The 22,827-nt window shown below is 72.6% G+C and carries 26 protein-coding genes; 19 read left to right on the forward strand and 7 right to left on the reverse strand.

Features of this window, described 5'->3' with window-relative positions; translation table 11 throughout:
- Window positions 1-45 precede the first annotated feature (45 nt).
- From lepB (ACYVO2_RS27470) to ACYVO2_RS27520, 11 genes are all read left to right on the forward strand, one after another.
- Window positions 46-858: a signal peptidase I gene (lepB, locus tag ACYVO2_RS27470; RefSeq protein WP_461010699.1), complete on the forward strand. Its 813-nt coding sequence runs from the start codon at window positions 46-48 to the stop codon at window positions 856-858.
- Window positions 851-2,038, forward strand: coding sequence for a signal peptidase I (gene lepB / locus ACYVO2_RS27475; protein WP_461010700.1), 1,188 nt, complete (start codon window positions 851-853; stop codon window positions 2,036-2,038). Before lepB (ACYVO2_RS27470) ends, lepB (ACYVO2_RS27475) begins: the two co-directional genes overlap by 8 nt.
- The gene (gene lepB, locus ACYVO2_RS27480; protein ID WP_461010726.1) at window positions 1,977-3,041 is read left to right on the forward strand and encodes a signal peptidase I; all 1,065 of its coding nucleotides are present in this window, start codon (window positions 1,977-1,979) and stop codon (window positions 3,039-3,041) included. The genes lepB (ACYVO2_RS27475) and lepB (ACYVO2_RS27480) overlap by 62 nt, the downstream gene beginning before the upstream one ends.
- Before the next feature lie 108 nt (window positions 3,042-3,149).
- On the forward strand, window positions 3,150-3,911 hold the full coding sequence (gene lepB / locus ACYVO2_RS27485; protein ID WP_461010701.1) for a signal peptidase I: 762 nt from the start codon (window positions 3,150-3,152) through the stop codon (window positions 3,909-3,911).
- The gene (locus tag ACYVO2_RS27490) at window positions 3,904-4,413 is read left to right on the forward strand and encodes an NUDIX hydrolase (protein WP_461010702.1); all 510 of its coding nucleotides are present in this window, start codon (window positions 3,904-3,906) and stop codon (window positions 4,411-4,413) included. The genes lepB (ACYVO2_RS27485) and ACYVO2_RS27490 overlap by 8 nt, the downstream gene beginning before the upstream one ends.
- A 42-nt stretch (window positions 4,414-4,455) precedes the next feature.
- Window positions 4,456-4,773: a DUF2469 domain-containing protein gene (locus tag ACYVO2_RS27495; RefSeq protein WP_461010703.1), complete on the forward strand. Its 318-nt coding sequence runs from the start codon at window positions 4,456-4,458 to the stop codon at window positions 4,771-4,773.
- Window positions 4,774-4,905: 132 nt separating this feature from the next.
- Window positions 4,906-5,364, forward strand: a complete 459-nt coding sequence (locus tag ACYVO2_RS27500; RefSeq protein ID WP_461010704.1) for a YraN family protein — start codon at window positions 4,906-4,908, stop codon at window positions 5,362-5,364.
- Window positions 5,364-6,974, forward strand: a complete 1,611-nt coding sequence (locus tag ACYVO2_RS27505) for a YifB family Mg chelatase-like AAA ATPase (RefSeq protein ID WP_461010705.1) — start codon at window positions 5,364-5,366, stop codon at window positions 6,972-6,974. Before ACYVO2_RS27500 ends, ACYVO2_RS27505 begins: the two co-directional genes overlap by 1 nt.
- Window positions 6,857-8,125, forward strand: a complete 1,269-nt coding sequence (gene dprA / locus ACYVO2_RS27510; RefSeq protein WP_461010727.1) for a DNA-processing protein DprA — start codon at window positions 6,857-6,859, stop codon at window positions 8,123-8,125. The genes ACYVO2_RS27505 and dprA overlap by 118 nt, the downstream gene beginning before the upstream one ends.
- 359 nt (window positions 8,126-8,484) lie before the next feature.
- Entirely contained in the window at window positions 8,485-9,303 is an 819-nt protein-coding gene (gene whiG / locus ACYVO2_RS27515) for an RNA polymerase sigma factor WhiG (RefSeq protein WP_461010706.1), read from the forward strand.
- A 95-nt stretch (window positions 9,304-9,398) separates the two neighbouring features.
- Window positions 9,399-9,971 (forward strand): TetR/AcrR family transcriptional regulator, encoded by a 573-nt coding sequence (locus ACYVO2_RS27520; RefSeq protein ID WP_461010728.1) that lies wholly within the window; start codon window positions 9,399-9,401, stop codon window positions 9,969-9,971.
- A 16-nt stretch (window positions 9,972-9,987) separates the two neighbouring features.
- Here the strand turns inward: ACYVO2_RS27520 and ACYVO2_RS27525 are convergent, their stop codons facing one another.
- Entirely contained in the window at window positions 9,988-10,509 is a 522-nt protein-coding gene (locus ACYVO2_RS27525; protein WP_461010707.1) for a M23 family metallopeptidase, read from the reverse strand.
- Window positions 10,510-11,233: 724 nt separating this feature from the next.
- Between ACYVO2_RS27525 and rpsB the strand changes: the two genes are divergently transcribed.
- The 5 genes from rpsB to ACYVO2_RS27550 all read left to right on the forward strand — a co-directional run bounded on the left by rpsB (window position 11,234) and on the right by ACYVO2_RS27550 (window position 16,013).
- A complete protein-coding gene (rpsB, locus tag ACYVO2_RS27530; protein WP_461010708.1) occupies window positions 11,234-12,157 on the forward strand; it encodes a 30S ribosomal protein S2 in 924 nt (307 codons plus the stop codon).
- 118 nt (window positions 12,158-12,275) lie between these two features.
- Window positions 12,276-13,109, forward strand: a complete 834-nt coding sequence (gene tsf / locus ACYVO2_RS27535) for a translation elongation factor Ts (protein WP_461010709.1) — start codon at window positions 12,276-12,278, stop codon at window positions 13,107-13,109.
- Window positions 13,110-13,250: 141 nt separating this feature from the next.
- Window positions 13,251-14,012, forward strand: coding sequence for a UMP kinase (gene pyrH, locus ACYVO2_RS27540; RefSeq protein ID WP_461010710.1), 762 nt, complete (start codon window positions 13,251-13,253; stop codon window positions 14,010-14,012).
- Window positions 14,013-14,106: 94 nt separating this feature from the next.
- A complete protein-coding gene (gene frr, locus ACYVO2_RS27545; protein WP_461010711.1) occupies window positions 14,107-14,664 on the forward strand; it encodes a ribosome recycling factor in 558 nt (185 codons plus the stop codon).
- 146 nt (window positions 14,665-14,810) lie between these two features.
- Window positions 14,811-16,013 carry a phosphatidate cytidylyltransferase gene (locus tag ACYVO2_RS27550; RefSeq protein WP_461010712.1) on the forward strand — a complete coding sequence of 401 codons (1,203 nt, stop codon included), beginning with the start codon at window positions 14,811-14,813 and terminating at the stop codon, window positions 16,011-16,013.
- A 325-nt stretch (window positions 16,014-16,338) separates the two neighbouring features.
- Here ACYVO2_RS27550 and ACYVO2_RS27555 read toward each other — a convergent pair whose 3' ends face one another.
- Entirely contained in the window at window positions 16,339-16,680 is a 342-nt protein-coding gene (locus ACYVO2_RS27555) for a hypothetical protein (RefSeq protein WP_461010713.1), read from the reverse strand.
- A gap of 498 nt (window positions 16,681-17,178) precedes the next feature.
- On the opposite strand from ACYVO2_RS27555, the gene ACYVO2_RS27560 reads away from it, so the two are divergent.
- Window positions 17,179-17,382, forward strand: coding sequence for a hypothetical protein (locus ACYVO2_RS27560; protein WP_461010714.1), 204 nt, complete (start codon window positions 17,179-17,181; stop codon window positions 17,380-17,382).
- A 93-nt stretch (window positions 17,383-17,475) separates the two neighbouring features.
- On the opposite strand, the gene ACYVO2_RS27565 is transcribed toward ACYVO2_RS27560, so the two are convergent.
- The 5 genes from ACYVO2_RS27565 to ACYVO2_RS27585 all read right to left on the reverse strand — a co-directional run bounded on the left by ACYVO2_RS27565 (window position 17,476) and on the right by ACYVO2_RS27585 (window position 21,181).
- Window positions 17,476-18,708: a tyrosine-type recombinase/integrase gene (locus ACYVO2_RS27565; protein WP_461010715.1), complete on the reverse strand. Its 1,233-nt coding sequence runs from the start codon at window positions 18,706-18,708 to the stop codon at window positions 17,476-17,478.
- 202 nt (window positions 18,709-18,910) lie between these two features.
- Window positions 18,911-19,177, reverse strand: a complete 267-nt coding sequence (locus tag ACYVO2_RS27570; protein WP_461010716.1) for a helix-turn-helix domain-containing protein — start codon at window positions 19,175-19,177, stop codon at window positions 18,911-18,913.
- The gene (locus ACYVO2_RS27575; protein WP_461010717.1) at window positions 19,174-20,037 is read right to left on the reverse strand and encodes an HNH endonuclease; all 864 of its coding nucleotides are present in this window, start codon (window positions 20,035-20,037) and stop codon (window positions 19,174-19,176) included. Before ACYVO2_RS27575 ends, ACYVO2_RS27570 begins: the two co-directional genes overlap by 4 nt.
- Window positions 20,038-20,042: 5 nt before the next feature.
- A complete protein-coding gene (locus ACYVO2_RS27580) occupies window positions 20,043-20,813 on the reverse strand; it encodes a hypothetical protein (RefSeq protein WP_461010718.1) in 771 nt (256 codons plus the stop codon).
- Window positions 20,810-21,181, reverse strand: coding sequence for a hypothetical protein (locus tag ACYVO2_RS27585; protein WP_461010719.1), 372 nt, complete (start codon window positions 21,179-21,181; stop codon window positions 20,810-20,812). Before ACYVO2_RS27585 ends, ACYVO2_RS27580 begins: the two co-directional genes overlap by 4 nt.
- 218 nt (window positions 21,182-21,399) lie before the next feature.
- Here ACYVO2_RS27585 and ACYVO2_RS27590 point away from each other — a divergent pair, with 218 nt between their 5' ends.
- Together ACYVO2_RS27590 and ACYVO2_RS27595 are read left to right on the forward strand one after the other, a co-directional pair.
- Window positions 21,400-22,179, forward strand: a complete 780-nt coding sequence (locus ACYVO2_RS27590) for a GntR family transcriptional regulator (protein ID WP_461010720.1) — start codon at window positions 21,400-21,402, stop codon at window positions 22,177-22,179.
- The gene (locus ACYVO2_RS27595; RefSeq protein ID WP_461010721.1) at window positions 22,176-22,733 is read left to right on the forward strand and encodes a GNAT family N-acetyltransferase; all 558 of its coding nucleotides are present in this window, start codon (window positions 22,176-22,178) and stop codon (window positions 22,731-22,733) included. Before ACYVO2_RS27590 ends, ACYVO2_RS27595 begins: the two co-directional genes overlap by 4 nt.
- The last annotated feature ends 94 nt before the right edge of the window (window positions 22,734-22,827 follow it).

Raw genomic sequence — 22,827 nt, forward strand, 5'->3', positions numbered from 1 at the left:
CAACCGGCCGAGGTGTCCGCGGGCGGCCGGATAGGCTCTGGCCCGATGGACACCGGCGATCTCACCACGGAGCGCGACCGCGCCCCGGCCCCGGACCCTCCGGAGCCGCGGCGGCGGTCGCGCTTCGCCGTTGCCGCCGCCCGCGCCCTGGCCGAACTGCGCGCGCAGGCCCGCGCCCTGCCCGGCGCGGGCAGCAGGCTCGGCAGGCTGCTGTGGACGTTCGCCTGCTGCGCGGTGGCGCTGGTGCCGGTGAACGCGCTCGTCGCGCAGCCGTTCCTGGTGCCGAGCGGCTCGATGGAGCACACCCTGCGCTCCGGCGACCGGATCGTGGTGAACAAGCTGGCGTACCGTTTCGGCGGCGAGGTGCGGCGCGGCGACGTCATCGTCTTCGACGGGACCGGCTCCTTCGTCCGGGAGGGGCAGGAGACCGGATCCGCCCCCGTGGCGGAGTTCCTCCGCGGGGCCGCGGGCCTGGTGGGGTTCGCCCGGCCCGGGGAGACCGACTACACCAAGCGGGTGATCGGGGTCGGCGGTGACAGGGTGACCTGCTGCGACGGGCGGGGCCGCATAGCGGTCAACGGCGTGGCGCTGGACGAGCGGGCGTACCTGTTCCCGGGCGACGCGGCCTCGTCGGTGCCGTTCGACGTCGTGGTCCCCGAGGGGACCTTGTTCGTGCTCGGCGACCACCGCCGCCGCTCCTCCGACTCGCGCGACCATCTGGGTGAACCGGGAGGCGGCATGGTCCCCGTGGACAAGGTGATCGGGCGCGCCGAGGCGATCGTCTGGCCGCCGGGCCGGATCGGGCGGCTGGAGCGGACCGGCGCCTTCGACCGCGTCCCGGACGGAGCCCATGGGTAACCGCGGCAAACCCCGCCACGGGCGCGCCCGGCCCCCGGCCCCGCCGCCGGGGCCCGCCGAGGACGCGGGCCCGCCGCCGGGACCGCGGCTGAAGGGCGGACGGGCGGAGCGGCGGCGCGTGGCCAAGCGCGTCAAGCGGCGGCGGCGCAGGTCGCTGGCCAAGGAGCTGCCCATCCTGCTCGGCGCGGCCCTGCTGATCGCGCTGCTGCTCAAGACGTTCCTGCTCCAGGCGTTCTCCATCCCCTCCGGGTCGATGGAGAACACCATCCGGGTCGGCGACCGGGTCGTGGTGGACAAGCTCACCCCGTGGTTCGGCGCCAAGCCGTCCCGCGGCGACGTGGTGGTCTTCAAGGACCCGGGCGGCTGGCTGGAGGGCCAGCCCCGGCCGAAGGAGGACCCGCCCGGGGTGAAGCAGGTCAAGTCCTTCTTCACCTTCATCGGGCTGCTGCCGTCGGCCGACGAGCAGGACCTGATCAAGCGGGTGGTCGCGGTCGGCGGCGACACCGTGGAGTGCTGCGACGCCGGCGGGCGGGTCACCGTCAACGGGTTCGCGCTCAACGAGTCGTACGTGCGGGCCGGCAACGAGCCGTCGGCGATCCCGTTCCGGGTGCGGGTGCCGCCCGGGCGGCTGTTCGTGATGGGGGATCACCGCGCCAACTCGGCCGACTCCCGGCTGCACTTGGACGAGCCGGGACAGGGCACGATATCCGAGGACCTGGTGGTGGGCCGCGCGTTCGCCATCGCCTGGCCCACCAGCCACTGGCGCAGCCTGTCCGAGCCGGAGATCTATGCTTCGGTGCCGGACCGCGACGGCGCGACCACCGCCATCGGCCCCGCGAACCATCCGCGTGAATCGACCGTGCCCCCGGTTCCCGTGGAACTCCCGATCGTTATGACAGTGATGGGCGCGCTCACGCGCAGGGGAGCGGCCCGCTCGGCAGGACGTGACGCCCTTGGCGGGCGCGGGGCGACAAGCGGGAGGAGATGCTGTGGGGGACCTGGTGGTCGGCGCACGGTCCGGGTCGGGAGAGCCGGAGGGCAAGGGCACCCCGGCCGGAGCGGCCGGCAACGAGACCAGCGAGACGACCGAGGCGTCCGGCACGGCGGCCGCCCCGCCCATGGAGGACGAGAGCGTGAGCACCGAGCAGCCCCGCCACGCGGGCACCCCCGGCCCCGGTGACGGGTCCCCGCAGGGCCCCCGCGCCGACGCGGCGGGCCCCGACACCGTCCGGCTCGGCGCGGTCCGGGAGCCCGGGCCGGAGCAGGAGCGGCCGGGCACGGGACACGGCGAGGCCGGGCCCGGGGAAGGGCCGGCGGCGGGCGTGCCCGCGGCGGGCGGCACCGGCGAGGGCCCGGAGTCGCAGGACCGTCCCGGCCCGCCGCGGCGCGCCGACGACGGCGGGGACGGCGGGGAGCGGGGCGAGCGGAAGCAGCGCTCGTTCTGGAAGGAACTGCCGATCCTCATCGTGATCGCGCTGGTCCTGGCGCTCGGCATCAAGACGTTCTTCGTGCAGGCGTTCTCCATCCCGTCGAACTCCATGCAGAACACCCTCCAGGAGGGCGACCGGGTCCTGGTGGACAAGCTCACCCCCTGGTTCGGCGCCGAACCCGAGCGCGGCGAGGTCGTGGTCTTCCACGACCCGGGCGGCTGGCTGACCGGCCCCACCGCCGAGCAGAACCCGGTGCAGAAGGCGCTCAGCTTCATCGGCCTGATGCCGTCCTCCGAGGAGAAGGACCTGATCAAGCGCGTGATCGCGGTCGGCGGCGACACGGTGGAGTGCGCCGGGTCCGGCAAGGTGAAGGTCAACGGCAAGGAGCTGGACGAGCCGTACGTCTTCCCCGGCGACACGCCCTGCGGCGACCGCCCGTTCGGCCCGGTGCAGGTGCCGGAGGGACGGCTGTGGGTGATGGGCGACCACCGCCGCGACTCCCTGGACTCCCGCTACCACCAGAACCTGCCCGGCAAGGGCACCATCAGCGAGGACCAGGTGGTCGGCCGGGCGTTCGTGATCGCGTGGCCGATCAAGCGGTGGAACACCCTGCCGGTCCCGGACACCTTCGACCAGAAGGGCCTGGCCGCCGCGGCCGCCGCCTCCCCCGCCGCGCTCGGCCTGCTCGGCGCGATCCCGCTCACCCTGCTCAACCGCCGCCGGCTGCTGGCGCGCGCCGAGCGGACGCGCTGATCCGAACGCCCTGATCCGGCCGCTGTCCGCGGTCTGCTGACTGCTTCCGGTACCGGCGGGTAGGGTGCGGCTGTCGGAACCTGACGGACACGGGGCGGAGGGCGGCCCATGAGCGGCAGCACTGCGGTGGACGGCGAAGCGGGCGGCGCCGCCCCCACGGCGGCCCGGCCCGCCCGGTCCCGGGCGGTCGCCTGGGCGTCCAACGCCGCGGTCGGCGTCGGCCTGGTGCTGCTGTTCGGCGGCTTCCTGCTGGGCGCCTTCACCTACCGCCCGTACGCCGTGCCCACCGACTCCATGACCCCGACCATCGCCGTCGGCGACCGGGTGCTCGCCCAGCGGATCGACGGCGGCGATGTGCGCCGGGGCGACGTGGTGGTCTTCAACGACCCGCTGTGGGGCAACGTCACCCTGATCAAGCGGGTGGTCGCGGTCGGCGGCGACACCGTGGCGTGCTGCGACGAGCGCGGGCGGCTCAGCGTCAACGGCACGGCCGTGGACGAGCCGTACCTCGACGGCGACGGGCCCGCCTCGCCCACCGAGTTCGAGGCGAAGGTGCCCGAGGGCCGGCTGTTCCTGCTCGGCGACAACCGCACCAACTCCCAGGACTCCCGCAGCCACCTGGCCGACCAGCAGGGCACCGTGCCCCGCTCCGCGGTCACCGGGCGGGTCGACGGCACGGCGTGGCCGTTCGGCCGGATCGGCGCCATCGGGCACGACCGGACGTTCGCCGCCCTCGGGCCGGTGTCCGACCCCGGGCCGCTGTGGTGGCTGGTGGCGGCGTGCCTGGGAGGCTCGGTGCTCATCCTCCTCGGCGCGGCCGCGGGTCCGGTCGCGGACCGGATGGCGCGGCGCGGGAGCGCGCGTGCCTGACCGGGCAGCCCCGGCCGGCCCGCCGCGTCGCGTCGCGTCGCGGGTGGTCCTGCTCGCCCCCGCGGACCGGGTGCTGCTGCTGCACGGCCGCGAGCCCGACGACCCCGCGGTCACCTGGTGGTTCACGCCCGGCGGCGGCGTGCGGGAGGGGGAGAGCCTGGCGGCCGCGGCCCGCCGCGAGCTGGCCGAGGAGACCGGGATCACCGATGTCGAGCTCGGTCCCGTGGTCTGGCGGCGGCGCAGCACCTTCACCTTCGCCGGACGGCGGTGGGACAACGACGAGTACTACCACCTGGCCCGCACCACCACGACCCGGTACGTGACGTCCGGCCACACCGCGCTGGAGCGCGCCTCGGTGACCGGGCTGCGCTGGTGGACCGGGCAGGAGCTGCTGGCCACCCGGGAGACGGTGTACCCGCCGGGCCTGGGGGAGCTGCTCGGTGCGCTGCTGGAGGGAGGGCCGCCCGCCGTTCCGCTGGTGCTGGAGTCGCAGCACGAGTGACTGGTTCACAATGGGGGGACGTAAGCCAGAAGGGGACATGCCATGAGCGCGGAGGACCTCGAGAAGTACGAAACCGAGATGGAGCTGAAGCTCTACCGGGAGTACCGCGACGTCGTCGGACTGTTCAAGTACGTGATCGAGACCGAGCGGCGCTTCTACCTCACCAACGACTACGAGATGCAGGTGCACTCGGTGCACGGTGAGGTGTTCTTCGAGGTCTCGATGGCCGACGCATGGGTGTGGGACATGTACCGCCCGGCCCGGTTCGTCCGCAAGGTGCGGGTGCTGACGTTCAAGGACGTCAACATCGAGGAGCTGACCAAGCACGATCTGGACCTGCCGTCCGACTCGTCGATGTGAGGGCGGGGCGGGGGCCGGGTCCCTCCCGCGGGTGACGGGTTCGTCCACAACCGGCGAGTGATCCACAGATTCCGTCCGTGATCAGCGGGCGCGCTCCACAGCCGTCACAGTGAGTGACGGAGGTGGTGCCCGATGAACACCAGGACCGAACCCGTGCGCGCACCCGTGCGCGGCGGACCCGCGCCCCGGCGGCGCGCCCGCACGGCACCCGCGCGAGGCGGCCCCGCCCGGGCCGCGCTCGCCCGGTACGGCGAGACCGTCGCCGCCCGCAGGCTGGCCGCCGCGGGCATGACCGTGCTCGCCCGCAACTGGCGGTGCCGTGAGGGCGAGCTCGACATCGTGGCGCGCGACGGCGACGCCGTGGTCGTCTGCGAGGTCAAGACCCGCAGCGGCGGCGGCTTCCAGCACCCGCTGGCCGCCGTCGGCCCCGACAAGGCGCGGCGGCTGCGGCACCTGGCCGAGCGCTGGGTCGCCGAGCACTGCGCCGGCAGCGGCGGCCCGCCGCCCGGCGGGATCCGCATCGACGTGGTGGGGGTGGTGCGCCGCCCGCGCGGCGCCGCCCTGGTCGAGCATGTGCGGGGGGTGGCGTGATGGCGTTCGCCCGCACCTGCGCGGTGGCCCTGGTCGGCGTGGACGGCGTCGTCGTGGAGGTCCAGGCCGACCTGGAGCCGGGGCTCGCCGCGTTCACCCTGGTCGGGCTGCCCGACAAGAGCCTGTCGGAGGCCCGGGACCGGGTCCGCGCCGCCGTCGTCAACAGCGGCGAGGAGTGGCCGCAGCGCAAGCTCACCGTCGGCCTCAGCCCCGCCTCGGTGCCCAAGAGCGGCAGCGGCTTCGACCTGGCCGTGGCCTGCGCGGTGCTGGCCGCCGCCGAGCGGATCTCCCCCGAGGCCATCGCTGAGGTGCTGATGATCGGTGAGCTGGGCCTCGACGGTCGGGTGCGCCCGGTGCGCGGCGTGCTGCCCGCCGTGCTCGCCGCGGCGGACGCCGGCTACCGGCACGTCGTGGTGCCCGAGCAGACCGCCGCCGAGGCCGCCCTGGTGCCCGGGGTGTCCGTGCTCGGGGTGCGCACCCTGCGCCAGCTCGTCGCCGTGCTCAACGACGAGCCGGTGCCCGACGAGGAGCCCGCGGGAGCCGGCCCCGGCCGCCCCGACCCGATGCTGGCGGGGCTGGCCGTCCCCGGCTCCGGCACCTTCGGCGCGCAGCCCGGCGCCCCCCGGCCGGACATGGCCGACGTGGCGGGCCAGCACGCGGCCAGGAAGGCCCTGGAGGTCGCCGCCGCCGGGGGCCACCACCTGATGCTCAAGGGCCCACCGGGCGCGGGCAAGACCATGCTCGCCGAGCGGCTGCCCGGGCTGCTGCCGCCGCTCGGCCCCAAGGAGGCGCTGGAGGTCACGGCCGTGCACTCCGTCGCCGGGCTGCTGCCCCCGGGCAAGCCCCTGATGGACACCCCGCCCTTCTGCGCCCCGCACCACTCCGCGACCATGCCCGCGATCGTGGGCGGCGGCAGCGGACTGCCGCGGCCCGGGGCGGTCTCCCTCGCCCACCGCGGGGTGCTCTTCCTGGACGAGGCGCCCGAGTTCTCCGGCCGTGTCCTGGACGCCCTGCGGCAGCCGCTGGAGTCCGGGCACGTCGTGGTGGCCAGGTCGGCGGGGTCCCTGTGCCTGCCCGCCCGCTTCCTGCTGGTGCTGGCGGCCAACCCCTGCCCCTGCGGCCGGTACTCGCCGCTGCGGGAGGGCTGCCAGTGCACCCCGGCGATGATCAGGAGGTACCAGGCGCGGCTGTCCGGGCCGCTGCTGGACCGGGTGGACCTGCGGGTGGAGGTCGAGGCCGTGGGCCGGGCCGAACTGCTCGGGCAGGCGGAGGACGCCGAGTCCACCCGGGAGATCGCCGCCCGGGTCCACCAGGCCAGGGAGCGGGCCGCCGACCGCTACGAGGACACCCCGTGGCGGGCCAACAGCGAGGTGCCGGGGCACGAGCTGCGTACCCGCTGGGCGGCGGCGCCCGGCGCGATGCACGAGGCGGAGCGGGAGATGGAGCGTGGTCTGCTCACCGCCCGCGGCCTGGACCGGGTGCTGCGCGTCGCCTGGACCGTGGCCGACCTGTCGGGCCACGACCGCCCCGACGCCGAGGACATGCGCACCGCGCTGGAGCTGCGCACCGAGGTCAGGCGCGGGGTGCTCGCCCCGGAGGGTCCGCGGTGAGCGGCCCGGCGGCCGTGTCCGGCGAGGAGCGGGCCGCCCGCGCCGCCCTCACCAGGATCGCCGAGCCGGGCGACGCGGCGATGGGGCGGCTGCTGGAGCGGCTCGGCCCGGTGCGGGTGCTGCGCGAGCTGCGCGGCGGCGGCCCGCTGCCGGACACGCCCGAGCGCAGGGCGGAGGGGTACCGGATCCGCCTGAAGGGGCTCGACCCGGAGCGCGACCTGGCGGCCGTGCGAGCCCTGGGCGGCCGGTTCGTCTGCCCGGGCGACGCCGAGTGGCCGCGGCAACTGGACGACCTGGGGGACCGGCGGCCGGTGGGCCTGTGGGTGCGCGGCGCGCCGTCGCTGCGGCTGCTGGCCCTGCGGTCGGTGGCGGTGGTCGGCGCCCGGGCCTGCACCGCCTACGGCACCCACGTCGCCGGCCTGCTCGCCGCCGACCTGGGGGAGCTGGGGTGGACGGTGGTGTCCGGCGCCGCCTACGGGGTGGACGGGGCGGCGCACCGGGGCGCCCTCGCCGTCGGGGCGGCCACCGTGGCCGTCGTCGCCAGCGGAGTGGACGTGCCCTATCCGAAGGGCCACACCCAGTTGCTGCGCAGGATCGCCGAGCAGGGCCTGCTCGTCGGGGAGCTGCCGCCCGGCGCCCACCCCACCCGGTCCAGGTTCGTCCTGCGCAACCGGGTCATCGCCGCCCTGGCCCCCGGCACGGTCGTCGTGGAGGCCGGGTACCGCAGCGGCGCCCTGATCACGGCGCGCCGCGCGGCCGACCTGGGGCGGTTCGTGATGGCGGTGCCGGGCCCCGTGACCAGCGCGCTGTCCGGCGGCGCGCACGAGCTGATCAGGGGCGAGGCGGTGCTGGTGACCAGGGCCGCCGAGGTGGTGGAGCTGTGCGGCAGCATCGGCGACCTCGCCCCGCCCCGGCGCGGACCGCTGCTGGCGCGCGACCTGCTCGACCCGCGCGCCGCCCGCGTGCTGGACGCGCTGCCCGCACGCGGTGGCGCCCCCGTCGAGACGGTTGCCAGGAGCGCGGGCGTGAGCCAGGACGACGCTCTGGGCAGTCTCCATGAGCTGCTGCCGCTGGGATTCGTGGAGCGGGACGGCGCGCAATGGAAACTCGGACCCCGAAAGGCGAACGGTTGTGCAGGCAATCCCCCGTAGGCGGGTCAACACACCATCAGGTGACAAGACGGTTCTTGACCCAAGCCGGTCAGGTGACGAGGTTGGTGGGGTGACCGCGCACCCGACGACACCGCCCGAGACCGACCGCGGCGTGCCCCCGGTGCGCCCCGAGCCGCACGTTCGGGCCCTGCGGGGCCGCCGGCACCAGCTCAGGCACCGGGTCAGGCCTCGAGGCGACGACCCCGCGCGACCGGCCCGCGCGCACCGCGCCACCGCGGTCCGCGTCCTCCTTCCGCGCGCTGGCGGCACTCCGGGCCCGCTCGGTCACGCTACGCTCGCCAGGACCCAGATCCGTACCCATGTATCCGTTGTATCCGTAGAACGGCGCAAGGCGACGTATGCCCAAGCACACCCCGGGGCCTGACCACACGTCCGCCGCGACCACCATCGGTGAGACCGCGGCGCTCGCCGAGCTGTGGAGCGCCTACAAGTCCAGCGGCGACGCGCGGCTGCGCGAGCAATTGATCCTGCACTACTCACCCCTGGTCAAGTACGTGGCGGGGCGGGTCAGCGTGGGCCTGCCCGCCAACGTCGAGCAGGCCGACTTCGTCTCCTCGGGAGTCTTCGGACTCATCGACGCCATCGAGAAGTTCGAGCCCGAACGCGCCATCAAGTTCGAGACCTACGCCATCAGCAGGATCCGCGGCGCCATGATCGACGAACTGCGCGCCCTGGACTGGATCCCGCGCTCGGTCCGGCAGAAGGCCAGGGCGGTGGAACGCGCCTACGCCACCCTGGAGGCCAGGCTGCGCCGCACCCCCACCGAGGCCGAGGTCGCCGGGGAGATGGGCATCACCCTCGACGAGCTGCACGGCGTGTTCAGCCAGCTCTCCCTGGCCAACGTGGTCGCCCTCGAGGAACTGCTGCACGTGGGCACCGAGACCGGCGACACGCTCAGCCTCGTGGACACCCTCGAGGACACCGCGGCGGACAACCCCGTCGAGGTCGCCGAGAGCCGGGAGCTGCGCCGCCTGCTCGCCCGGGCGATCAACACCCTGCCCGAGCGGGAGAAGACCGTGGTCACCCTCTACTACTACGAAGGGCTCACGCTCGCCGAGATCGGCCAGGTGCTGGGCGTGACCGAGAGCAGGGTCAGCCAGATCCACACCAAGGCGGTGCTCCAACTGCGGGGGAAGCTCGCCGACGCGGGCCGCTGAGGGCCGCCGGACGGCCGGGGACACCAGCGGGGGACTGGGGCCCCGGCCGCCGCGATCCGTACAGTGGGAGCGTGCCGAAGATTCGAGCGGCCTCGGTGGCCGAGCACCGGACCATGCAGCGCAACGCCCTGCTGGACGCCGCGCGGGCCCTGCTGTCCGAAGGCGGCAGCCAGGCGCTGACCTTCCCCGCCCTCGCCGAGCGCACCGGCCTGGCCCGGTCGTCGGTCTACGAGTACTTCCGGTCCCGGGCGGCCGTGGTCGAGGAGCTGTGCGCGGTCGACTTCCCCGTCTGGGCCGCGGAGGTGGAGGCGGCCATGCTGCCCGAGCCCACCCCCGAGGCCAAGGTCGAGGCGTATGTGCGCACCCAGCTCGCCCTGGTCGCCGACGGGCGGCACCGGGCGATCGTCGCCATATCCGCGGGCGAGCTCGACCAGGGCGCGCGCGAGCGGATCCGCGCCGCCCACGGCCGGCTGGTCTCCCTCGTCGTGGACGCGCTCCAGGCCCTCGGCCACCCCCAGCCCCGGCTGGCCGCCGGACTGCTCCAGGGCCTGGTGGACGCCGCGGTGCGCCGCATGGAGCTCGGCGCGGCCGAGGACCCCGGCGCGATCACCGAGGCCGCGGTGGCCATGGCCCTGCACGGTGTGCACGGCTCCCCGGCGCGCCACTGAGATCGGCCGCCGAGGGTCACTCCTCGCCGCCGGCCCCGCCGGGCCGCGGCACCCCGGACACCGGCAGCAGGCGGCTGCGGCCCGCGTGCCGCAGTCGCGCCGGCAGCAGCGACAGCGGATCCAGGTACCGCTCGCCGCGCAGCAGACCCCAGTGCACGCACCGCGCCGCGCAGTGCGAGGCCGCCCGCTCCTCCACCGCGCCGAGCCGGTCCCCGGCCCGCACCCGGTCCCCCGCCCGCACCGCGGCCCGCACCGGCTCGTAGGTGGTGCGCAGCGGCGGCCGACCGGACCGGGCGAGCTCCACCGTCACCACGCCGCGCCCCGCGACCCGACCCGCGAACGCCACCGTCCCCGGTGCCGCGGCCCGCACCGGGTCCCCCGCCCGGGCGCCGAGGTCCACCCCCCGGTGCCCCCGCGCCCACGGCGTGGGCGGCGGCTCCCACCCCCGCAGCACCACCGGCCGCCCCGCCCCGCCCACCGGCCACGCCCGCTCCGCACCTGCGGTCCGCCCGGAGGCCGCGCCCTCCGCACCCGCCACGCCCCCCGCGCCCCCCGCGCCTTCCGCACCCGCTGCACCAGCACCGCGCGCCGCTCCCACCGCCACCACCGCCCCCTCCCCGCTCCCCACCGGCCCCGCCAGGCAGATCACCCCGGCGCACCCCCAGGCCACCGCCGCCCTGCGGCCCCGGCCCGCACCCCGTCCCGCCGTCCCCATCCCCTCGCCCCCGTCCGCGCGACCGCCTCCCCAGCGCCTCCACGATGGCGCACCGGCCCCGCACCGCGCTGATCTTGAGACGCCCCTGTGGAAAACCCGCGCCGCGCACCCCGGGTCAACCCCCGGGAGCGCCGCCACCCCCATGGGTGGGACACCCGCCCGCCGCCCGCCGAGACCCGCCTCCCACCGGCCCCGACGCGCCCCGGCGACCGCCCCGCACCCGCCCCGACCGCCCCAATCCGCCCACCGTCGCGGAAAGCGGGCAGTCGCCCGCCGCTCACCCGTTCCCGTACACTTCCCTTGGCGACCCGGGCCCCGGGTCGACTTCGCACGCCCCACCGCCATCGGCCCCACCGCCGTCGCCGCCGTCAGCGGCGCGGCTCCCGCAAGGCCCGGTGGCGGCAGCGCTCCTGGTTCTCGGCGGACTCCACGGCCCCGAGGCACGGCGCGGCCGGGGCGTCAGGCACGGCGGCCACCCGGCTGCCGTGGGCAAACCGGGAACAAGCCCCACGCACCACCGGGGCGCAACACCATGAGGAGAACGGCCATGGCCGTCGTCACGATGCGGGAGCTGCTGGAGAGCGGCGTCCACTTCGGACACCAGACGCGTCGGTGGAACCCGAAGATGAAGCGCTTCATCTTCACCGAGCGCAACGGCATCTACATCATCGACCTGCTCCAGTCGCTGTCGTACATCGACCGCGCCTACGAGTTCGTCAAGGAGACCGTGGCCCACGGCGGCTCGGTCCTCTTCGTCGGCACGAAGAAGCAGGCCCAGGAGGCCATCGCCGAGCAGGCGACCCGCGTCGGCATGCCCTACGTCAACCAGCGCTGGCTGGGCGGCATGCTCACCAACTTCTCCACCGTGCACAAGCGGCTCCAGCGCCTGAAGGAGCTCGAGGAGATCGACTTCGAGGACGTGGCCGGCTCCGGCATGACCAAGAAGGAGCTCCTGGTCCTCCAGCGCGAGAAGGACAAGCTGGAGCGCACCCTCGGCGGTATCCGCGACATGCAGCGCGTTCCGAGCGCCGTGTGGATCGTGGACACCAAGAAGGAGCACATCGCCGTCGGTGAGGCGCGCAAGCTGCGCATCCCGGTGGTGGCGATCCTGGACACCAACTGCGACCCCGACGAGGTCGACTACAAGATCCCGGGCAACGACGACGCGATCCGCTCCGTCACGCTGCTCACCCGCGTGATCGCCGACGCCGTCGCCGAGGGCCTGATGGCCCGCGCCGGCGCCGCGACCGGTGACGCCAAGGTGGAGCCGGGCGCCGACCAGCCGCTGGCCGACTGGGAGCGCGAGCTCCTGGAGGGCGAGAAGGCCGACAAGGCGGCCGGTGCCGACGCCCCGCAGGCGGAGGCCCCGCAGGCCGACGCCGCGCAGGCCGAGGCTCCGCAGGCCGAGGCCGGCACCGACGAGGTCAAGGCCGAGCAGCCCGCCGCCGAGAGCGAGCAGCAGCAGGCCTGACCGCCGGCGGGTTCGCCCGGGCGATCGGGCAACGGCATTCGACGGCGGGGGTCCCACCGGGCCCCCGCCGTTCCCCGGTAGATCCACCGACATTTCCCGAGAAGAGACACTTAGGACCATGGCGAACATCACCGCCGCGGACGTCAAGAAGCTCCGCGAGCTCACCGGCGCCGGAATGATGGACTGCAAGAAGGCGCTCAGCGAGGCCGAGGGCGACATCGAGAAGGCCGTCGAGATCCTGCGCGTCAAGGGCCAGAAGGGCGTCGCCAAGCGCGAGGGCCGCAGCGCCTCCAACGGCGCCGTCGTCGCCCTGCTCGAGGACAGCGCCTCCGGCGTTCTGCTCGAGCTCAACTGCGAGACGGACTTCGTGGCCAAGGGCGAGCGGTTCATCGAGGTCGCCAACGCCATCGCCGGGCACGTGCAGAGCACGCGCCCCGAGGACCTCGGCGCGCTGCTCACCTCCGAGATCGAGGCCGGCAAGTCCGTGCAGGCGTTCGTGGACGAGGCCAACGCCACCCTCGGCGAGAAGATCGTGCTGCGCCGCTTCGTGCGCTTCGACGACGGCTTCGTCGCCTCCTACCTGCACCGCACCAGCCCGGACCTGCCGCCGCAGGTCGGCGTGCTGGTCGAGCTGGGCCAGGAGAACGCCGAGGTCGCCAAGGACGTCGCGCAGCACATCGCCGCGTTCGCGCCGAAGTACCTCTCCCGCGAGGACGTCCCGGCCGACACCGTCGAGAGCGAGCGCCGCGTCGCCGAGGCCACCGCCCGCGAGGAGGGCAAGCCCGAGGCCGCGCTGCCGAAGATCGTCGAGGGCCGCGTCAACGGCTTCTTCAAGGAGAACGTGCTGCTGGAGCAGCCGTTCGCCAAGGACAACAAGAAGACCGTCCAGAAGGTCCTCGACGAGGCCGGCGTGACGCTGAAGCGCTTCGCCCGCTTCCGCGTCGGCGTCTGAGCGGCGCCCACCCGCTAGGGTCGGAGCTGTCGGCCCTTGCCGGTCGACACCAGTAGTGACGCGAGGAGGCCATTGCCGTGCAGGGAACCGCACCGGAACCCGCGGCAGTGGCCTCCTTCGCACGTGTACGAGGAGAAGTCCATGCAACCCGACGCCGCAAAGGCCGACCACACGGAAGCCGGCAGGCGCCGCTTCCTGCTCAAGCTCTCCGGTGAGGCGTTCTCCGGGGGAGGCGGCCTCGGCGTCGATCCCGACGTCGTCCACGCCATCGCCCGCCAGATCGCGGCCGTGGTGCGCGACGGAACCGAGATCGCCATCGTCATCGGCGGCGGCAACTTCTTCCGCGGCGCCGAACTCCAGGTCCGCGGCATGGACCGGGCCCGCTCCGACTACATGGGCATGCTCGGCACGGTGATGAACTGCCTCGCCCTCCAGGACTTCCTGGAGAAGGAGGGCATCGAGACCCGGGTGCAGACCGCCATCACCATGGGCCAGGTCGCCGAGCCGTACATCCCGCTGCGGGCCATCCGCCACCTGGAGAAGGGCCGCGTCGTCATCTTCGGCGCCGGCATGGGCATGCCCTACTTCTCCACCGACACCACCGCCGCGCAGCGCGCCCTGGAGATCAACGCCGAGGCGCTGCTGATGGCCAAGAGCGGCGTGGACGGCGTGTACGACTCGGACCCCAAGCACAACCCGGACGCCGTGCGGTTCGACGCCCTGGAGTACGCGGAGGTGCTGGCGCGCGGCCTGAAGGTCGCCGACGCCACCGCGATCAGCCTGTGCATGGACAACAAACTGCCGATCCTCGTCTTCGAGCTGCTGGCCGAGGGCAACATCGCCCGCGCGGTCCGGGGTGAGAAGATCGGCACGCTCGTCAGCCACCACGGCAGCCGGGACTGACTGAACAACCCCGCAAACGGGGATGGACAACGCGCTGCTGCTGGGACACCGTGCAGGTAAACCCGCGGGCAGGGGCAAGGGACAGGGAGCTGAAGTGATCGAAGAGACACTCCTCGAAGCCGAGGAGAAGATGGAGAAGGCCGTCGTGGTCGCCAAGGAGGACCTCGCCGCCATCCGGACCGGCCGGGCCCACCCGGCGATGTTCAACAAGATCACGGCCGAGTACTACGGCACCCAGACGCCGATCAACCAGTTGGCCTCCTTCTCGGTCCCCGAGCCGCGCATGGCAGTGGTGACCCCGTTCGACAAGACCTCGCTGCGCGCCATCGAGCAGGCCATCCGCGACTCGGACCTGGGCGTCAACCCCACCAACGACGGCAGCATCATCCGGGTGGTCTTCCCGCAGCTCACCGAGGAGCGCCGCCGGGAGTACATCAAGGTGGCCAAGAGCAAGGGCGAGGACGCCAAGATCTCCATCCGGAGCATCCGGCGCAAGGCCAAGGAGGCCCTGGACAAGCTCGTCAAGGACGGCGACGCCGGCGAGGACGAGGTGCGCCGCGCCGAGAAGGAGCTCGAGGACACCACGCACAAGTACGTGGCCCAGGTGGACGAGCTGCTCAAGCACAAGGAAACCGAACTCCTCGAGGTCTGATGAACGAGTCTTCCTGGGGGACTCCGCCGGGAGACCGGCGGCCGTCACCGCCGTCGGCGGTCCCCGGGCACACCCCAGACGGCCTGCCCGAACGGGGGGCGCCGAGGTACCGGTCCGTCCCGGCGGACCAGGAGGAGACACGAGCGATGCCGCCCGTGGTCGACGGCCGCGGCGGCCCCCGCCCGGATGCCCGCCAGGCGTGGCCGCCCTCCCACGGCCCGCGCCACCAGGCATGGGGCGCCCCCGCCGGGGGGCCGCACGAGGCGGAGGGCGCCGTCCCGGCCGCGGCCGAGAGCACCGCCGTGCTGCCGCCGGTCGCCGCGCACCACCCGCCGCCCGGCCGCGGCGGCCCCGGCGGCCCCGGCCCCGGCCGGGAACGGCCCGCCGGCGAGCACGGGCAGGGCCGGGCACCGGCGCCCGAGGGGCAGGGGGCCGCCGCGGGGGACCGCCGCCGCGCCCCCGGAAGCCCCGAGGACCCGGCGGCCGGCGACCCGGGGCCGGCCGCACCCGGGCAGGGCGACCCCGCGCCCGCCGCCCCGCGGCCCCGCAAGGCCGGGCGCAACCTCCCGGCCGCGATAGGCGTCGGCGTGGGCCTCGGCGCGGTGATCATCGCCTCGCTGTTCGTCTTCAAGGTCCTGTTCGTCGGCGTCGTGGTGATCGCCGTCGTCGTGGGCCTGTGGGAGCTGACCACCCGCCTCGCCGAGCGCAAGCAGATCAACGTTCCGCTGGTGCCCCTCGCGGTGGGCGGCACCGCCATGATCGTCGCCGGGTACGTGCGCGGCGCCGAGGGCGCCTGGGTGGCCATGGGCCTGACCGCGCTCGCCCTGCTGGTGTGGCGGATGACCGACCCGCCGGAGGACTATCTGCGGGACGTCACCGCGGGCGTCTTCGCCACGTTCTACGTGCCGTTCCTGGCCACGTTCGTCGCGCTGATGCTCGCCGAGTCCGACGGCGCCGCGCGGGTGGTGACGTTCCTGCTGCTGACCGTGTGCAGCGACACCGGCGCCTACGCCGTCGGCTACCGCTTCGGCAAGCACAAGCTGGCCCCGCGGATCAGCCCCGGCAAGACCCGGGAGGGCCTGCTGGGCGCGATCGGGCTGTCCATGGCGGCGGGCGCGCTGTGCCTCCAGTTCGCCGTTGACGGCACCTGGTGGCAGGGCCTGCTCATGGGCCTCGCCGTCGCGATCAGCGCCACCCTCGGCGACCTCGGGGAGTCCATGATCAAGCGGGATCTGGGGATCAAGGACATGGGCACCCTGCTCCCCGGCCACGGCGGCATCATGGACCGGCTCGACTCGCTGCTGCCCACCGCTCCGGTGGCGTGGCTGCTGTTCGCCGTCTTCCTCTGAGACGGCTCCCCGCGGTCGGGCCCACCGGCCCGCGGACGCGGTGGGGGCGCCCGGCCGGGCGCCCCCACCGCGTCACGCCGCACCCGACGCGACGGGAGGCAGGGCCCCGTCGCGCGTCTGCGACACTTGAGGAACCATGCCTGCACCTGGAGAACTCCGCTCCCACGGGTGGGCTTAGCGTGCTGACCAGCGTATTCGATGTCGAGCAGCACCACGTTGACAGTTCTGGGCCGCCTGTGGGCCGTCTAGAGTCCCGTGATCACCACTTCATAACGTGTGGGAGCCCTCCACAGTGGTGTGGAGGGCTCCCAGGGTGGCGGAGAGGCTAGCCCCGACGGCGGCGACGACGCCGACGAACCGTAAGCCAGTAGCAGGCCATCGGCAACAGCGCTGCGAGGGTGAAAAGGCTGACCTGAGCCTGCCACGGCATGCCCGGATCGGCCATTTCTAGCGCCTTGGCCATCGCGAAGGGACCGATCACGATTCCGCCGATGCCACAGATGAGTTCGGTCACCTTTAGCAGCTGACTGGTTTCCCTCTCGGGCACCGAAACCATCAGAGAAGGTCCATCTCGCATCGTCGTGATCTTGACATAAGCGGCTCCGGTCGGTTCCTCACTTCCGGTCGACGCCGCGTTGTCGCCGTTCCTCCGGCGGGGTTCGCGCATGTTTACCTCCATACGCTGCCCCCTCTAGGTACTTCCTAGATGGGAGCAAAGTGCCGCCATCGCCATCTCATGTCAGGCCTCCTCTCTACGGATCATGCGTATTGCTCGAACTGCCAGGCTCACGCCTGGTTCAGCCACCAAGCGGTGCTACGGCGTGGTGGCTAGAGGGCTCCTGTCAGCCCCTGGCGGCCTCGTCTTGTCGTCATGGCTTCTCCGTCCTTTCTTGTGGGTGGTCCGTTCCCCCGAGCGCCCCTACAGGGGTACTCGGGGGAACGGCTTCACCTCACCGTAGCACGCCAGGCGCGATCTAGGTGCGCTGTGGGTGTAAAAATGCACCTTGCACTAGCGCTGGAGGTGTTCCAGGAGGCATGATTGATGACGGAGGGGCGTGCCACTGAGTGCATGACCGCACGCATGCTTAAGATCAGTTGGCTATGGATGAGGTGTCGATCAAGAAGGGTTGCTATGTCGGGATCTGCCCAGAGTGCTCGCCCGCCCGTGAATGAGCGATACTCGGTCACCCTTGTGCCGCCGGCGGTGGAGGCCATCAATCAACTAACGGCAGCCACGGGACTTACCAAGACGGACGTGATCAATCGGGCGGTGCAGGTCTATGCCTTCATTGAGGAACGCATCCGTGGAGGCAATGACGTGCTTCTTCGTAACCCGGATGGTGAGACGGAACGTGTGCTCATCGTCTGACCCTTTAGGGCTTGCTCCTGCCGCGAGTCGGAGCAAGTGCGGCAGGAGGGAAGGGGCGGCTACCTCGACGAGGTAGCCGCCCCTTCCGTCCTGCTAGCTGCGAGAGTTCAATGCGTGATCGATGCTCTGGCTTGTGCGCTCTCGACTTGAAGGCATGAGGTGGGCGTACACCCGCAACGTCAAGGCGGGGTCGGCATGGCCCAGGTACTCACTCACGGCCCGGATGTTCTCCCCTGCGTCCAGCAAGACAGACGCGTAGAAGTGCCTGAGGGCATGCATGCCGTGCTCTCGCGCGGCGCTATACGGCTCCCCCGGGGGAGGCGTTGGGATGAGCCCAGCAGCGGCTAGAGCGGGCTTCCAGTGCTGGGCGTTGAAGTTGCTGCGCCACACGATCCCGCCCGCCCCGTTCGTGAACAGGAGGCGCTTGGTGACCAGCGGTCCGTCCGGCTTCTTCCACGGCAGGGTGACAGCTACGGGCTTGACCCCGTCCATGTGGGCACGGAGAGACGCCGCCACGGAGGAAGGCAGGGGCACGTCACGCTCCTTGTTGCACTTCGGAGGTGCGAAGACGGCCTTCCCCCGGATCAGCTTCACCTGCCGCACCACATGGATGGTGCCCGCCTCGAAGTCCACGGCGTCATCCTCGGCCAGACCGATGATCTCCCCCTGCCGCAGGCCACACCCGGCGCCGGCGTCCACCATGGCCCGGTACCGGTCGGGCAGAGCGGCCCGGACGGCGAGAACCTGCTCCGGGAGCCAGGGGACCACCCGATCGGCGTTGATGCTCGGGGGGCGGACCGACTTCGCTGCACAGGGGTTCCGGTTGATCAGCCCGTCATCCACGGCGGCCGACAGGACCGCCCGCACGTTGGCATAGATCGTCCGTGCATAAGATCCGGACATGGGGGCCTCTTCCAGGGCCCTCACCAGTTCCTGAACGTGAGACGGTCGGAACGAGTCGAGCGGCCGGGAACCGATGCGCGGGAAGACGTGCAGCCGTAGCCGAGTCTCCACGGCAACCTGGGTGGTGGGGTCCGTGGTGAGGGTCTTCAGCCAACGGTCCGCGAACTGCCGGAAGGTGGTGCGAGCGGCTTTCGGGTCGATGTACGTGCCGCGCGACATGTCGGCTTCCACCTGGGACAACCACTTCTCCGCGAGCCGCTTCTCTCGGTCGGGGAAGCTCTTGGACTTCTCGCTGCCGTCGGGGCCGATGTACCGAGCGCGGTAGCGCATGCCGGTTCCGTGGCGGTCGGTCTTGACGCGGTGGGGTTTGCCGTCAGGGCCGGTCTGGGTCTTGTACCAGCGGTCTTGGATGTGGCCTGCCATGGGCGGGTGTGCTCCTGTGGGGTGGGCAGGGAGGGAGGCAGGGCAGGGCCCCGGAGAGGCGCCCAGACGGCATCTGGGGCCTTGGCCGGGGGGTGCCTCCCTGGGCTCCCTGGTTGGGTGTTTGCGCTGATCAAGGCAGGGAGGCATGGCCAGGGAGGGGGGTAGGGAGTTCTCCCTGCCTCCCTGGCCGGCTCCCTGGGGTTCAGGCGGCGTGTTCGGTGTGGCTGTCGAGCCAGGCGCGGACGGCGTCGGGGTGGTAGCGCAGGTGCTTGCCGATGCGGACGGCCGGGGGTCCGGTGCGCTTGCGGCGCCAGGCATAGACGGTTTCCACACTCGGCAGGCGCAGGAGGGTGACCAGGTCCTCGGGGGTGAGGTACTGGGCGGGCAGGGCGGCGGTGGTGGCCGTGGTCGGGGTGCTCACGCTGCTGCCTCCTGTGTCGCGCGGGCGGCGGTTGGGCTCGTGGCTCATGCGGCCACCTCCGGCGCGGGGGCGGGGGCCGTACGGGCGGCCGTGTGCGGGGTGTGCGAGCTGGGCGTACGGGCCGTACGGTCGGCGTGCGGTGCGGGTGTGCGGCCGACGTGTACGGGGGTGTTCACGGCCGTACGCGCGGCGTTCACGCGGACGGCGTCGATGTTCACGGCGGCCGGGTGGGTGCTCACGTCTGGCCCGCTGGTGTTCACGGGTGTCCACCGAGTGTTCACGGGGGCCGTCTTGCCGCCCTTGGGGTCGGATGCCGGACGGGGCGCCCCGTGCAGGTCGGGGGCCGACCGTGGCGGATGAGCAGAGGTGTTCACGGCGTGGCCGTGGTCGGCCGGGTGCCCGGCGGACCGGGCGGTGACGGCGGCGGCCAGGCGGGCGAGCATCGGCCAGTTGGGCACCGGGGTGGGTGTACTCGGGTCGGTGGGGTACGGCGACCGGTCGGGGTACGCCGTACGCGCCGCGTGCGGGTGGGCGGAGTACGGGGTGTGCCCGGGGATGGTGGCGCACAGGATGAGCGCCATGGACAGGGGCAGGCGGTCGGCCTTGCGGTGGTTGCAGGGGAGGCAGGCGAGTACGAGGTGCCGGGACTCGCCGGTCGGGTACAGGCAGCGGGGTACGACGTGGTCCACGGTGGCGTGGGTCAGGTCGGGGAACGGGGTGCGGCAGTAGGTGCAGGTCATCCCGTCTCGCCGGGCCAGCAGGCGTTTGCGTGCCTGCTTGCGCTGGGCTCCGGTGCGGTTGCGCCGCCGCGCCGGCCGGTGCGGGCCCGGCGTCGCCTGGATGGTGGCGGCGCGAGTACGGGTGCGGGTGTGCAGGGCGCGGAGTACGGCGCGCAGGAGGGTGCGCATGGTGGTCACCACTCCTCGCGCAGCGGTCGGGCCCAGTGGTTGCCGGGGCCGGGCGGGGGGACCGCGCCGACCAGGTGGCCGCCGCGGTCGGGGCGGACGATGGTCGGCAGGGGGATGCGCGGGTTTCCGCGAAGCAGCTCGAAGCAGCGGCGGGTACGGCCGTGGTCGGACAGCAGGGTGCGGGACAGCCACGCCCCGCCGTGGGTGGGGTCGGGCATGCGGGCCAGGTCGGCGGTCACCGCGCGGCCCAGCCGCAGCAGCGCGGGGGTGGGGACGCGGGCGGCGCCCTGGCGGACCATGCGGCCGATCGCGCGCGGGTCGCCTCCGGCGCGGGGGGTGGTGGCGGTGCGGGCGTGGTCGGACAGGTACAGGGCGGCGGTGGCTTCGCCCAGGGTCATGGGGCGGGTGCGGGCGCGGGTGTGCCAGCGGGCCAGGGACAGCCGGTAGGCGAACCATCGGCAGTCGGCGACCTCGGGGAACTCCGTCCCGTCCAGTCCGGAGAAGGTCTCGGTGGCTTCCAGCAGGCCGACCGGGCCCAGCTCGAACACGGCCGCGCCCAGTACGTCGTGCAGGGTGTCGGTGGAGATGCCCGGCAGGCCGTATTCGTCGGTGTACACCTCGAACAGCGCCGCGGCGGCTTCCTCGCGGGAGAGCTCCAGATTGTTCACGGGCACACCAGGCAGGCTGGCGGTGCGGCGGGTGGGCGGCGGGGCCGCCGCCGGGGTGGAGACCACCCCGGCGAACAGCGCCCGCACCTGAGCGGCGGTGTGGCTCACGCGGCCACCCCGAACACGCGGGTGACGGCCGGGGCGAGACGGGCCACGAACGCGCACAGGTCCTTGTCGATGTGCCTGCCGTCGTAGGCGGCGCGGGCCTTGTGGGCGTAGGAGTCGATCTCGAACAGGTTCGTGGTGAGCAGACCGCAGCGCAGCGCGTCGCGCAGGGCGCCGCCGTCGCTCAGCTCATCGTCGCCGAGCACCATGCCGAAGGTGAGCACGCCCAGCAGCTCGTAGAACGACAGGTGCAGCGTGACCGGGACGGCCACCCTGGGGTCGGTCTCACCCGCGTCCGGCTCACCGAAGATGCCGATACCGGTACGCGTCGAGGCCGTCAGGGCAGGCGGAACCAGGGATGCAGCGTGCATGATGAATGAAGCCCTTCGTGGGTTGGGGAGCGGCGGCTTACTTGGCGGTTGGGCGCCGCTCCTCTGCTTCCACGCCCGTTTCAGGCATGGGGATACCCCTGCGTAGCCGCAGTGGGATTCTGCGTTCACCTCTCATGAGAAGTGATGGCTTGACAGTAGAAGGGGGAGGGAAGGGCCGTCAACTGCTTCTCATGAGAAGTACGGCTAAGCTTGTCCACATGCCGAATCCCAGTCGCCCCGCCACCACTCCGCGGATCCACGAGATCGCCGCTGACCTGCGGAGTCGTATTGACGCAGGCGAGTTTCCTGCCGGTAGCAAGCTGCCGAGCACGCGCGTGCTGTCTGAGCACTACAGCATCAGTGCGCAGGCCATTGCCCGGGTGATTGCCCTGCTCAAGGCCGATGGGATCGTGGAGGGACGGCAGGGCGCCGGGGTCTTCGTCCGGACCTGGCATCCCCTGGTCTACCGGCCGCAGAGCGAGTTCCGCAGGAAGCCTCCGACCGTTGACATCTTCACGAACCTGCTCGAGTCGGAGGGGAGGGATGGGGGGCAGACCATCGAAGTCGTCACATGCATCCCTGATGAGTGGGTGCGCCGACGTCTACAGCTTGACCCCGGGGAACGCGTCGCCGTGCGGCGGCGGACCAGCTATGTCGATGGTGACGAGCCTTTCGCCACCGATGACTCGTACGTGTCGCTGAAGCTCGTGGAGGGATCGGAGTGGATGACCCCGGGGAGTGTCGAGCGCGGGACGAACCAGGTGCTCGCAGAACTCGGGCACAGGCTGGTTCAGGCCCTAGACGAGATCTACATCCGGATGCCAAGACCTGCCGAAGCAGAACGGCTCAAGCTGTCTGTTGGCACCCCAGTAGCCGAGTTGATCAGCACCGGACATGACCACCAGGGCCGTCCGGTACAGGTGACCTCCTGTGTCTTGCCGGGCGATCGTCACGTCATCGTGTACGAACGCAACGCGCAGCAGGGAGACACGGAGTGATCATCACGCTTGCCGAGGCTGCTGATCTGCCTCGACTTCTGCGGTTCCGGACCGACGCGGCCGCGTGGCTCGCCTCGCTCGGTGTTGATCAGTGGTCCACCCCATTCCCCGCAGAGCACATAGCGGCGAGCGTACGAGCTGGGGAAGTTTTCCTGATCAGGGAGAGCGAGGAAGCCGACGCGGCAGCGACCGTGACGCTTGACCACAACATCGACCCTGAACTTTGGGACCTATGGACGCCGGAGGAACGCGCAGAGCCTGCCCTCTACGTGCACAAACTCACTGTTGACCGGCGGTACGCCGGTCATGATCTGGGCGGCCGGATCCTTGATTGGGCCGGGGATCGAGCTGCACGGCAAGGCGCAAAGTGGCTACGCCTCGACGCGTGGACGACGAACGTCCGTCTGCATCGCTACTACCTGCGCCATGGCTTCGAGCACGTACGTACGACACCAAACCCTTATGAGGTCTCCGGTTGGCTCGCCCAGCGGCCTGCCCGCCTTGCGGAACACGGCTTCGACGATCGAACCTCCCTGGCCGTGCGCCCTCGCTAGCTGGTGTGTGGGGAACTCGGCTCCCCGGCCCCCCTCTGGGAAGTCCGCTACAGCCGCTTCATCGCTACACCGCAGGTCAGACGCCTGTTTTCCG

Source organism: Streptomyces capparidis (genome assembly GCF_054782095.1).